Source organism: Pseudarcicella hirudinis (assembly GCF_900115665.1).
Lineage (GTDB): Bacteria > Bacteroidota > Bacteroidia > Cytophagales > Spirosomataceae > Pseudarcicella > Pseudarcicella hirudinis.
Genome location: NZ_FOXH01000001.1, coordinates 283123 through 296357, shown reverse-complemented (window position 1 = coordinate 296357; position 13235 = coordinate 283123). Strand labels below are relative to the sequence as shown.

Sequence of the window (13235 nt, the reverse complement as noted above, 5' to 3'; positions counted from 1 at the left end):
CTTAATTGTTAAAATAAATTGGGTTGTGATTAAAATTTTACCAGCCGGATTCCGTGAAGTGAACATTAGCTTTCCTTGATGAAGTAACGGCAATACCTTTATTGCTTTTGCCGATTAAAGCAAATCCCTCCAGCTCATCCGTTTTATCGAAGTCTATGGTTTTCAGTATTACTTCATGCCCCGTTTCCATAGATTTGCTGAAATCCAGAAAAGTGAATCTCCAGCGACGGCCTTCTATCTGATTCTGGATGAGTACAAGTATATTTTTGTCAGCGATCCAGTGAAGATTCTGCACCCAGGGGCCGCAGCTGAATTTCTTAACAAGAACTCCATTTTCAGAAGTTTTAGAAGCCTTTTTCAACGCTGACGGATCGTATATACGCACTTCATTGCTTTTGTTTCCGTAATCAGCTGTTGCAACAAACCATTTGTTCTGATATTTAACATATTCAGGTCTCGTTCCCTGAATACAGGCATCATCTTCAATGGTATTAAGTAAATTTCCGTCGAGGGTATGTGTTTTTTGCAAACCTTTCCAGTCAACGCAGTAAATCACTGCTTTCCAGCGTGTACCTTCAGGATTCAGGCGAATGCTGTTTCCGATAAATGTGGGTAATTTCTCATGACAGGCTATTCCGGTAGGATGATTGATCAGGTCTTTTCCTTCCAGTGTCAGTTTATACTCATTTCCGGTATATCTGAGGGAATCCTGCTCGTGAGTATATTCTCTGATCATTCCTACTTCTCTGTCTCCGTAAAGAAAGACCTTGCCATTCAGGACGCTCACTCCCTGACAGGCCCCTAATGAATCTATATTGAATGTTTTCCGGACGGAAAGGGCAATTTCATGGGTAGAAACTGTATAAGACATCATACAGATTCCAAGCAGGAAAAGAACCGGAACAGTATTTGTCTTCAATGACAGTTTCCCGGCAATCAGCTTAGATAAACCGAAGGATTTACATTTTGATTCCATACATCAGACTTTAGAATTGGGTTAAATGAATCGTTTGAGATTTGCATACATTTAGGGATCAAGAGGTTCTAAAGGATTAATGTGAAGGGCGTCAATAACAGGGTAAAACTCCGCTTCTGTCTCTGAAAGTCGCTTTCCTTTGCGATAAGGAACATGATTCAGCTCTTTTTCACATCTTTTGTCAAGATTTAACTCCTGAATATAAAGACTTTGCGATTTAGAGGTAGAAGTAATACATGGCTTTTCATAGGGCATTCCGTAGCGGAAAATCAATCTGACAGTATTCCGCATATTGGTGGTAGTATGTCTGGCATGCGGTTCCAGAATAACAGCGCTGGCCGGGACTTTCAGTTTTTCAATGAGAAATTTCCTCATTTCAAAAGCCTCGTTATATTTGGTTTTATAGGGATGTACATTTCCTCCGGAAACCACTAAAAAAGGTGCTAAACCCTCAAAATAACGCAAAGCAGCTACGCGACATCTCAACATTCCTTCAGCACTTAAGGGAACTTTAGTATCATCAGGTCCGGAACCGGGAATTAAGATCAGGGTGTAAGAATAATTTTTCCACTGTATGGTCTTAATTTTTTCAAAAGCCGCTTTGTTGACCGTTGAAACCATTGGTTCAAAATCTGCGGCCTGCTCTCTTTCATTCAATTCCAGTAACCACAGAGAAGCTGTCATTGAAGGCAGGAAGAAAAGGGTTGTTTTTTTACATTCTTCGAATAAAGCAGTATTCAGGTCTCCGACAAACTGATTATAGTTTTTTGACTGAACATGAAAACCGGTAGAATCTATCAGAGGATAATTGGCTTTCTTTCCTTCAGCATATACCCCGATCGTAAAGTTTATTCCATTGGCATCCTGTTCCCAGGCTTTCAGCAACAAATCCGCAGGAGGTAATTTTTGAAATAAAATATAAGTTCCGGAAGGAATAAGGTGTTCATTTATCAGTTTTCCCAAAGAATTTTCAGGACTGTAAAGTGCTTTCAGCCTTGCTCCGATTTCCGAAATCTCCAAAGCACTGAACTTCATTTTTTCTGTAATACAAAAAGGATTTGTCTGACAATTTTTTGACGCACTGCCAATCGCTGACAACTTATTTTTCAGAATAGCCGTTAATATCTGATCTTTTGAAAGAAGTTCTTTTACCGCAGGAATCTGCTGGAATAAGGTTAACAGGTAATAGTTTTTGGATTGGACAAAGCCAGGCTTTTGAATCAACCGGTAGCCAGGTTTGGGACCGGGATTCAGACCTGAGGAAATATTGATGGATGCCAGAAAAAGAAGAACGTAAACTATTCTTTTCATATATTTAATACCTTTTGACTTACTGAAGAATTACATGCTTTCTCCGGTAAATCTTTTAACTTTCAAACTTGAACTGATACAGGATTTATAAGGCACAAATTTACCCGTCGTATTTTATCCCAAAGTGACAGAATGAATATCTAAATGTTAAATCTGAAGGATAGTTTTGGCAGAACCGAAGAGTTATATACTGTTCTGATGGAAAAATTGAACTATTCGAAGAAATTCCAAAAAATGATTTTTGAAGGGATTTTCATACACCAAAAAACATACTTGAAATACTATAATCAAATTCATCATTTTTTTAAGGCATTTCAAATAAAAAAATACACCATTAAAACAAAAGCACAGAATGTATATCATTCTGTGCTTTTGTCATTCCTCCAAAAAATAATGATCGTTATCCGGCAAATTCTTCCAAGGTTTTTTTATCAGCAGACATAATTCTTTTTCTATGCTGCGTTCCCCAATCGGCAAGTTCATTTATTACTTTCTCCAGGGATTTACCATAGGTTGTCAGTTCATACTCAACTGTTACAGGTTTTGTATCATAAACAGTTCTTTTTACCAGCTCATTAACTTCAAGGTCTTTTAATTCTTTTGAAAGCATTTTAGCGGTAATTCCTTCAACTTCTCTCATCAAATCCATAAACCGCATTTTTCTGAAACTTAATGAACCGATTATAGCAATTTTCCACTTGCCATTTAAAATATCCAATGCATCACGAATTGCCATTAAATGTGCCCCACAATCTGCGTGATTCTTTTCTACCTGCTTTTCTTCCATCTTTTATCTCTTTGGAAACGACAATCCCATATTCAGGCGTTTCCGAGCTATTGTTCATTAAATTGACTAAACAAAGATACAAATCACTTTACAAAGAAAAAATATTAAATAAGCAATCAGGGAGAGACCAAAATACTGTATACATCTGACAATCAAAACATTACACAAATACGGTCAAATTTTCACAATGAAAAGCTAAAAGATCATTTCATTACACAAAAACAGCCATTGAATTAAGTTAATTATCAATTGGTTACATTACAGTTTTTTCAGGATTGTAAAACAGCATGAAAACATTGATATTTAATCCCTTAATGGGGATGCCAAGTCTCTTACAAATCGAAAAGGGCATAATTAAAATAGGAGAATTTTTGCATTACCCTGATAGAATCTGTCAGGGTAATTTTAATTTTCGCCAAAATTATTCAGGGAAGATATACTTTTCTGTCTTTCATAATTAATTTATGCTGCTGTACCATCGCTTTGATGGTTCTTATCACCGTTTCTACCCGCAGCCCGGTCATGTCCGCAATATTCTGCCTGGTCAGTTTTACTTCAAACGGGCCTTTCACAGCCGCTTGTCTTTTCAGATACTTCATCAAAGTAGTAATCTGATGTTCGGCATCATGATTTGAGATTTCTTTCATAATCATAGCTTTATACTGCAGTCTTCTTGAAAGAATTTCGGTGAAAGAAAGGTGTATTTCAAAATTGTATTTTAACAGTTCCATTAACTGGTCAAAAGATAATTTATACAATAAGGTTTGCCGGGAAGCAATCACAGAGGCAGGATATGGAAATCTGCCAAAAAGTGCAGGTTCTCCAAAACTCTGTCCATCAGTAAAAATTCCCTGAATAAACTCCTTTCCTTCACTATTCCAGTTAAGCATCTTCACTTCACCTGTAATAATCTGATAGTAAAATCTTGCTTCCTCAGTCTCCTGAAATAGGATTTCACCTTTTTTCAATACTTTCTGAGAAGCCCCGAACTGCTCTAAAATTTCTGCTGGAATCATAGTCCGATATGATTTATGTCATAAATGTGAGTGAACATTAGCACTCAACTTTGTGATACAAATTTAACATATCAGATCATGGAAACTCCTAGTAATTATCCGACAAATTTTGCATTAAAAGCAGAAAACAACAGAGCAATCTGGTCTGCCGCAGCGATCATGATTCAGGCAAATGTACTGGCTCCTCTCACCCTGCTCAGTATGAATACTTATCATGGCGGAGACTGGCAGCTGGCTTGCTGTATCACCTGTTTTTTTATGGTGGTGATCCCGGTTTTGTCTGCACAGCCGATGCTATGGGTGGCAAGAGCCTTTTTACTGAGTACCAGTGTGCATCTTGCTATTATTCTCTTTAATTTTTTAAGCTGATAAGTTATCCGGAAACAACTGTCTATTTATGGAAATTTGTTTTAGCAGGAAAGACTTTTGTTTCTGGCACGATAAATATAGCAATACATTCTTTTGTTTTTCCGGAGATTCTTGCGTTTATTCGTATGGATTTTTAGAACAGTACCCGGATAACAACATACTAATTTATGAAAATCAGGAAGTTTATTACAGGTTTTATAAAATCGGTTTTAAGCTTACCTGATTCTTTTCAGTATCTTTACAAAAGGCTTATTATCTGGTAATATTCTCTAAAAGCAATTTGCTCCATCCTTCTTCTCCCATATTTCTGATTTCCTTTTTCCGTTCCTGCATCAGTTTTTTTATCCGGCTTCCGTACGTCCAGCAAGTTCCCTGGCGAATAGATAATAATTCGGAAAGTTTGTAAGAGGAAATTTTTCCTCCGGAAGAATAAACCAGAAAAATGATGTAAAATGCTTTATTAATGGGAATTCTGACATTTTCAAGCATGGTGTGCATGGCGGCAGATTCTTCATATGCACATTTTGTACACCTTCGGCTGTGAAAACTTCCCGGATAAAATTCCTTGTTACCACATTTCAGGCAAACATATCCTTTACTCCATTTCAGATCGGCCAGGTACTTGAGGCAGGTTTCCTTATCCGGATAAACCCGGCTGAATTCTGCAAAATCTACCTCTTTTGACATGACTCTGTCGCGGGTAACTTTCTCAATATCTGTCTGCAAAGACTGATTATCCTGCTCCAGCAACACCAGCATCAGGGAAATTTCTTCAGATTGCTCTTTCAGTAACTGGTTTCTTTCCGTAAGTTCTTTATTCTGTTTATCAATAATTTCTGACTTTTCAATAATTTCCTTCGTCCTCGCTCTGATCTGTTCTTCCAGCTCCTGGTTGATTATTTTTTGTAATTTTTCATTTTGCTGCATTTGTTCAATCGTATGCCTCTGTGCTTTTTCTTTTTCAATTTTAAGCACTCTTACCCGCTCTCCAATCGCAAATGACAGGAAAATCATTTCCATCACAAACCCAAAACTCAAACTGTAATAAATGAATAAAGAGTGAGGTAACCATTCCAGTTCGAGGGCACGGAATAGCTTGATAAAAAAGCCAGCCAAAAGAAAACTATAACCTATTACAATGTATTTGGCCGGAGGATATTTTTTGTATAAACTGTAACAACCACAATAATAACATACCAATAAAGGCACAATTTCAACGATTTTATAGATAAACCAGTCGTTTTTAAAAACCAGACAAATCAGAAAGTACAGCGTTCTTAACACAATTGTCCAATTAATAAGCTGATACAGTTTCGGGGCATTTTTTCTGAGTTGAAGGATACTTTGAGAAAATAATAAGATCGATATACTGACAAAGAAAAGCGCTATGCCATAAGCATATTGATTCCAAACCGGAAACGATGGCCATAAAAACTGATAAGCCAGTCCTTCTGTACACAATTGATAAAGACTAACGCTTATATTATACGCAACGTAATACAGATATTGTTTTTGTCTGAAAGCCAGATACATCATGAAGTTGTAAAGGCTGAAAACCAATATCATTCCATAGAATATCCCAAAGAAAAAATATTCATACAACCCATAGGCAATAAAGCGGTTCAGAGAGCGCAGGTAAATGATAATATTTGAAATTTCGTGCGATCTCAGACGGACATAATAGATTTTATTCCTTCCGGCATCCGGATTGATGTTTACGGTAAAGTTTTTATGAGAGAAATTCCGGAATTTAAACGGATATTTATCTCCCATGTTTTTCACAGAAAAATGGCCGTTATTATCCGGGACAAAGACCGTTATTTCGTCAATAGTCTGGTCAAAAAACTCTAAAATCCATCTTTTTTCAGAAAGATTATCTGCATTTATTTTGAGCCGGAGCCAGTAAATGCTCTTTGTATGATAGTTTTTAAAAGTATGTTCGGGAGTTGGTTTGAACAACTTACTCCATGCCGACTCTCTGATTGCATTTATTGTCAGGGAAGCGTTTTTATCTTCGAGGTATTCTATCTCATTGTACAATAACCTGTGCTCCTCTTCAGAGTCAGTAATCCGCACTTCTTTCTGAGCGAAACATGGATCCTGAACAAGCATTAAAATGCCTGTCAGCCATAAAAACAAAGCATATATTCCGCCAGACAGTCTGAACATTTTACTGTTTTTGATTTGCCGCCCAGAAAATAGCATTTTTGAACAACTGAACGTAAGCCTCATTTTCAAACAGCTTTGGTGAATGTCCCATAAAAATATAAATATTCCTGGCCTTAAAAGCCGGATTTGTCCAGACTACAGGATGATCTCCCATTTTAATTCCTGTTTCGGGCTGATAAGAAGATTCATCCACACTGGCTAATACCTGTACATTTTTCCTTGGACTTTTATCATAAATGTACCATTCCTCCTGATTGATCTGAAAAGAGGAAGGAACATTTTTCATCACCGGATGGCTGCTCTTTTCAACATTCACTTTCCCTGACACAAAAGTCGGAATATAGTTTTTATATCTGATTCCTCCCATAAAATCAGAAAACCAGTCCCACATTTTAAAACCGTCAAATTCTCCTAATAAAGTAGCATGATGCAAACCAATCCAGCCCCCTTTTCCTTCCGAAATATATTTCACAAAAGCCGTTTCTGCTTCTTTAGTCCAACCATAAGGCGGATAATCCAGCTGGATAAACAGTTGAAACTGAGACAGATATTTTTCATTAACCTTTTCGGTATTTTGAAGATATTCCACAGAGAAATTTCTTTCCTGAGCCAGTTTATCGAGCCAGATAGCGGCACGTTGTGAAAAGAGAATATGATGTCCTCCGTTTTCTGCCAGCACTAATACTTTAAATTCGGGCTTGCTATTCTGCCCGGAGCAGGCTAAAGCACCGCTTAGGAGAAAAAATATGGTTAAAAGTTTTAAAACTGCTTTCATGCTTTTGTGAAAAAACTCAAAAAATAATGGTTTTGCAAAATGTCATTAATTTTCCGGAAAGCTGTCTGCCTCTGGATTCATTATCTGTAAAATTAAAACAGTGTTTTAAAAAGCAGAAGCCCCCCGAAAGACACTAAATCCGGGAGGCCTGCTCGTCAATTAATAGTTCACAGAGTTTTAAAATTATTCTTCAAAATCAATTTCTGTAAGAAGGATGATATTGTCATTTGGTTTATCTTTCTTAATTACAAAGAAATACACATCATGTTTTCCGGAAACAGGGTTATTCAGATTTCCTCTGATATGCTGAAGATTTTTCAGGTCGCCGGTTGCCTTGTAAGCCGTTCTGCTGATAACAGGGCCTGCCTGAGAATCTATTCTAACCTCTATTTCTCCGTCTTTTTTCTGAGAACCGTACTCATAAGTAAAGCCTTTTATGCCGGTAAGATCAATATCTTTAAAGAAAATATAAGATTTATGATCCCCCTCCGAAAGACGGTTTCCGAATCTTGGAAATCCGCTGTATCCATCAGCAAAAGCAGTTTTTACTTTGGCATTTCTGAGACTTATCTGCTCAGAACCTGTAATTGGCCCGACTGATTTACTACCATTATCAGTATAACTTGCAGACAAAGTATATCTTCCTCTGACATCATTCTCACTGTGCTCTTTCAGGGTAATGCTGCTCTGCACAGGAAGTTTGGTTTTCTGTTTTTTCCGATTTGTCAAAGAGAAGATATAATCCACCATTTCCTGGGCATCCTGTAATGAAACCTGCGGGTGTGCACTCATTACATGCTCAGTACCCCAGTTTCCACCACCTCCGCTGATAATTTTCTTTGCCAGCATCAAAGGAGCTTCTTTTTGGCCTTTATAGCGTTTTGCAACTTCAATCAAAGCCGGCCCTACAGATACTTTGTCGATGGTATGACAGGCTTTACAATCGCTGCTATTCATCAGATTTTTACCGACAGTATTCGTTTCTATATCTGTTCCTGCTTTGCTGTTTTTAGCCTCAGCGTCCAGTAAAGCAGGTTGCGCATTATAATCGAAAAGTACTTTAATTTTCTTAGGATCGATTGTTTTATCTTCCTCATCACTCACTTTCACTTTGTAAACAAAAGGTTTTTTGTCCCAGAAGAAAGATTTATTACCAGGGGTTTCAATTACTACTTTTGGTTTAACATTCCCGACTTTTACAATCAGTGTGTCAGTATTACTGAAGCCACTCTGATCGCTTACTTTCAGTACTGCTTTATATACACCGGGTTTCTGATAGGTAAAAGCCGGATTCGGCATTACAGAACCTACGGTCTTTCCATCAAATAACCATTCATAGCTAAGTCTGTCATCATCATCCGGATCTTTACTTCCTTTACTGCTGAATAGCACTCTCAAAGGAGCTTTTCCGGCAATTTCTCTTAATTCAGGCACATTTTTAGTTTCCGAAGTAAGGAAAACCGTCTGGTTAATATGAGCTGCCACAACAGAATCCGAGATACTGGCTTTAGCCAAAGGAGGACGGTTGCCGCTGTTATATTCTATTTTCACCAGGCGGGCATCATCATTGTCTGCGCCATATACCGAACCATATTCAAGCATATACATCACTCCGTCTTTTCCAAAAGTAAGGTCGATCGGGCGTCTGAAATCCCCCTGAGTGGCCATGAAAGGCTCACTTCTCAGGTAATTTTCATTTTTGTCAAAATCTAAAGCAATCACCCAGTTTCTCATCCAGTCGAAGACAAACAGTTTTCCGTCGTAGTATTCAGGAAATTTGTTTTTAGAAGAGGCGGTTTTATCAAAAGAGTAAAAAGAACCGGCCATTGCACTTCTACCTCCCAAGCCAAGCTCCGGAAATTCCTTTGAGGCGGCATAAGGATACCAGATCATGGCTGGTTGGGCAGGAGGCAGTTGCTTCAGGCCGGTGTTGTTAGGCGAATTGTTTACTGGTGCTTCAGCAATAAATTTTGGCCCGGCGGTTTTAGTTGTAAAATCCCATTTGGCATAAGCGTAATTATTTCCGACGAAATACGGCCATCCATAATTCCCTGCTTTTTTTGCCTGATTAAATTCATCATACCCTCTTGGGCCCTGAATGCTGTCTTTTCCGGCGTCGGGGCCAATTTCACCCCAGTATAAGACAGAACTATGAGGGTTTACAGCAATTCTATATGGATTCCGGCAGCCCATTACATATATTTCAGGCTTTGTTCCGGCAGTACCTTTCGGGAAAAGATTTCCTTCCGGAATAGTATAACTTCCATCTGCTTCCGGGTGAATCCTCAATACTTTTCCTTTAAAATCATTGGTATTTGCCGAAGATCTCTGAGAATCCAGGCTATAGTATTCACTTCCGCTGCGTTCATCAATCGGAGCATATCCGTCTGAAGGAAAAGGACTTGAACTATCTCCGGTCGACAGGTACAGATTTCCGTTTTTATCCCAGGCTAGTGATCCTCCGTGGTGAGCGCCGCTTACCTTTTGTACGGGAACTTTCAAAAGAACCTTTTCAGAAGAAAGGTTCAGGGTATTATCAGGATTTAGTGTAAATCGGGAAAGATTAAAATCAATCGGTTCATCCAAAACCGGAGGGGAATAGTACAGATAGATATAATGATTTCTCGAAAATCCGGGGTCTAATGTTACGCCCATCAATCCTGTGCCGCCAATCATAGCCACCTGAAATTTATGTACCAGAGCGTACTTATTGGTTTTTGTATCGTACAGAGAAAGCTTACCATTCATTTCTGTAAAAAAGATTCTGCCATCTTCTGCAACGGCTAGTTCCATCGGAGCATTCAGGTCATTAACCAGAACTGTTTTCACGAAACGGTTCTGTTCCGGAATAACTTTGGCATATGATTTACTGAAATCCAGGGTAACATTTTCTCCCATAGCATATCTGATACCTCCCAACAAATGCTGAAGAAAAAGTGGTTCTGTATAGCTGGAATCCTCATGTCCCCCTCCGGTATAAAAAGCTCTTCCTCCATCAAATTCATGATACCAGGCAATAGGGTGTTTTGCCCCGTTAGTTCCGCCTTCATAACTATTTTCATCAAGATAAGCGAGAATATTGATACCCGAATAAAAGGATTTATAATTGTACCATTCATCTGTCCGCTCCCATTTGTCCGGAAGGCCTTTCATAGAAATATGGGATTTGTCTGTTACTTCAACCGTTGCTTTTCTGACATTCGGATTATGCGGATGGCTTGAAAAATGTGCCCCCATCAGCTTGTCATACCAGGGCCAGTCATATTCGGTATCTGCGGCAGAGTGGATACCAACATAACCCCCTCCTGCCTGAATATATCTTTCAAAAGCCGTTTGCTGTTCAGCATTTAATACATTTCCGGTGGTACAGTTAAAAATTACAGCAGCATATTGTTTCAGGTTAGGTTCATTGAAAAGCGTCGCATTAGTGGTAGTATCTACGTCGAAGCCATTTTCGATACCAAGCTTACGAATGGCAGCAATACCATAAGGAATAGAAGTATGTTTCCAGCCTTTGGTTCTGGAAAAGACCAGCACTTTTAATTTTCCTGCCCGGTTACCGGAAATTCCGGCAGAGCATAAGATAAAAGCAAGGATAACAAGGGCTAATGAGCCTGTTTTAAAAATAGAGTTTGATTTTGGTAAAAGCATATATTTAAATAATCATAGTTGCATGGCTAAGTCAGGAGTTGTCTTTCTGAATGGCTGTCCCGAAAAATTCCGGTGTAAAAGTATTGATCATTAATTTCAAAATCAAGCAATATTTTTTATAAAAAACTGAAAAACAGATACTTACAATAAAAATAATACACTTTAGGCCCGAAACAATTCACTTGATTATTCCTTGATAATCAACGATTAACAGCTCAATAAGACAGGATTTGAACAGAAGGGCAATACACTTAATTATTTCCGGATTTTTTAAACTTATCGAAGATTATTATTTGATAAGGGATATATATGTATGAACGATTACATATATACGCCATCGCCATAGACAGGTTACATTCTTCCGTTGCAGAGTTTTAGTAAGGTGTCACTGCAACGGAAGATTTGTTATTTATTTCAATTCAAGCTCTTTTGTATTGATTTTGGATTGGTCTCCTACTATTTTTTGCATAGCAATCAGCATTTTTTCTCTTAGCTGAGGATATTGTCTGGCAATATTATGCATTTGTCCGGAATCTTTTGCCAGATCATACAATTGAAACTCCGGAGAAAGTCCGGTTTCAATATTCACATCCCGGATTATCTTCTGGCCTTTGCCGGGAGGAATCAAAAGGAAATTTCCTTGTCTGAAGGCCAGCCTTCCAGAAGCTTCCAGCACCAGTTCGTTTCTGCCCTTTTCTGATTTTCCGATCAGGACATTCAGCAAATCCTTGCTATCCGGAGAAGAATTTTTCACACCGGCCAACTTGGCAAATGAGGCCATTAAATCAACCTGGCAGATTACTGCATCTGAAATCATAGTTTTGGTAACGCCTTTCCAGCAGGCAATAAACGGAACTTTTGCTCCTGCTTCAAACAAACTATATTTTCCTCCTCTTAATCCTCCGGAAGGAGTATGTTTCCCTAATTTTTCAACAGCTTCATCATAATAACCATCATTTAATACAGGGCCATTATCACTTGAAAAGACCACGAGGGTATTTTCTAACAGACCTTCTTTTTTCAGCTTTTTCATAATCTCTCCTACACACCAGTCTGCTTCAAGAATTGCATCTCCGCGTGGCCCCATTCCTGATTTACCAACAAAACGCGCATTAGGGACACGGGGTACATGAGGTTCATGCAGGGCATAATACATGAAAAACGGCTTACCTGTTCTGGCAGGATGATGATCGTCTATAAACGATTTGACTTTGTTCAGAAATATATCTGCCATGTCCTCATCAACCCATAATGCAGATTTGCCACCTTTCATATATCCTATTCTCGGTACTCCGTTATGTACACTCTGGTTGTGTCCGTGCTGCCATTTAAGCTTCGTCATAAGCTCAGGATTGGAAATAGCTGTCGGTTCTCCTGCAAAGTTTTTCTGATAATCAACCAATAAAGGATCCGCGGGGTCTAATCCTGCTACTTTTCTGTTCTCTACAAACACTGTAGGTACACGGTCGTTGGTAGCCGCCATAATGTAGGAATAATCAAATCCAACGTCGTTCGGACTTTTTTGAATTTCTTTGTTCCAGTCGAGATTTCCGCTTCCCAGGCCCAGATGCCATTTTCCAACTACTCCGGTGAAATATCCGGCCTTTTTAAGCATTTTCGGAAGCGTAAGGGTACTTGTATCTATCAGTAGCGGAGCATCTCCCGGTAAAATACTTGTACCTTTCGTCCGCCAGGGATAGCTTCCGGTCAGAAAAGCAAAGCGGCTTGGCGTACAGGTTGAGGAGGTAGCATAACCATTGGTAAAACGAACGCCTCCATTTGCCAGCTCATCAATATTAGGTGTCTTTAAAGTACCTCTTTTGTAAGCACTTACATCTCCATAACCCAAATCATCAGCATAAATTACCAGGATATTAGGTCTCTTATCCGGATTACTGATTATTTTAAATCCGGCCAGAAAAACTGCCGGTAAAATAGCAAACAGCACAAGGAATCTGGCGGGTAATCTGAACTTTTTATTTATCATGAAGCAAGTATTGTTTTTATAAGAAATGTGTATCAATTGGTAAAAGTACAAATCTTATCATTAGTACTCCAATACCTTAGACCCTAAACTATAAATCAATAAAAGCAGATTTGGCCAGAGGATGTGCCGGAAGAAGAGAGTTGCTGGCCGAAGAAGGTAACCAGAGAAGATTAAACGAAGAGTATGAGGGAACC

At 38.7% G+C, this 13235-nt stretch carries 9 protein-coding genes; 1 reads left to right on the top strand and 8 read right to left on the bottom strand.

The window, feature by feature from the left end; all coding sequences use genetic code 11:
* Positions 1 to 37 precede the first annotated feature (37 nt).
* The 4 genes from BM179_RS01030 to BM179_RS01010 all read right to left on the bottom strand — a co-directional run bounded on the left by BM179_RS01030 (position 38) and on the right by BM179_RS01010 (position 4090).
* Entirely contained in the window at positions 38 to 976 is a 939-nt protein-coding gene (locus tag BM179_RS01030; RefSeq protein ID WP_229632872.1) for a hypothetical protein, read from the bottom strand.
* Between the two features lie 51 nt (positions 977 to 1027).
* Positions 1028 to 2287 (bottom strand): YdcF family protein, encoded by a 1260-nt coding sequence (locus tag BM179_RS01025; protein WP_092010806.1) that lies wholly within the window; start codon positions 2285 to 2287, stop codon positions 1028 to 1030.
* A 400-nt stretch (positions 2288 to 2687) separates the two neighbouring features.
* A complete protein-coding gene (locus tag BM179_RS01015; protein WP_092010800.1) occupies positions 2688 to 3074 on the bottom strand; it encodes a winged helix-turn-helix transcriptional regulator in 387 nt (128 codons plus the stop codon).
* Positions 3075 to 3499: 425 nt separating this feature from the next.
* Positions 3500 to 4090, bottom strand: coding sequence for a Crp/Fnr family transcriptional regulator (locus BM179_RS01010; protein WP_092010797.1), 591 nt, complete (start codon positions 4088 to 4090; stop codon positions 3500 to 3502).
* 78 nt (positions 4091 to 4168) lie between these two features.
* On the opposite strand from BM179_RS01010, the gene BM179_RS01005 reads away from it, so the two are divergent.
* The gene (locus BM179_RS01005) at positions 4169 to 4459 is read left to right on the top strand and encodes a hypothetical protein (RefSeq protein WP_092010794.1); all 291 of its coding nucleotides are present in this window, start codon (positions 4169 to 4171) and stop codon (positions 4457 to 4459) included.
* 252 nt (positions 4460 to 4711) lie between these two features.
* Here the strand turns inward: BM179_RS01005 and BM179_RS01000 are convergent, their stop codons facing one another.
* From BM179_RS01000 to BM179_RS00985, 4 genes are all read right to left on the bottom strand, one after another.
* A complete protein-coding gene (locus BM179_RS01000) occupies positions 4712 to 6628 on the bottom strand; it encodes a 7TMR-DISM family protein (protein ID WP_229632871.1) in 1917 nt (638 codons plus the stop codon).
* Position 6629: 1 nt separating this feature from the next.
* Entirely contained in the window at positions 6630 to 7403 is a 774-nt protein-coding gene (locus BM179_RS00995) for a ThuA domain-containing protein (protein ID WP_092010791.1), read from the bottom strand.
* 183 nt (positions 7404 to 7586) lie between these two features.
* Positions 7587 to 11054, bottom strand: coding sequence for a ThuA domain-containing protein (locus BM179_RS00990; RefSeq protein ID WP_092010788.1), 3468 nt, complete (start codon positions 11052 to 11054; stop codon positions 7587 to 7589).
* Between the two features lie 409 nt (positions 11055 to 11463).
* The gene (locus BM179_RS00985; protein WP_092010785.1) at positions 11464 to 13041 is read right to left on the bottom strand and encodes a sulfatase family protein; all 1578 of its coding nucleotides are present in this window, start codon (positions 13039 to 13041) and stop codon (positions 11464 to 11466) included.
* Positions 13042 to 13235: the final 194 nt, after the last annotated feature.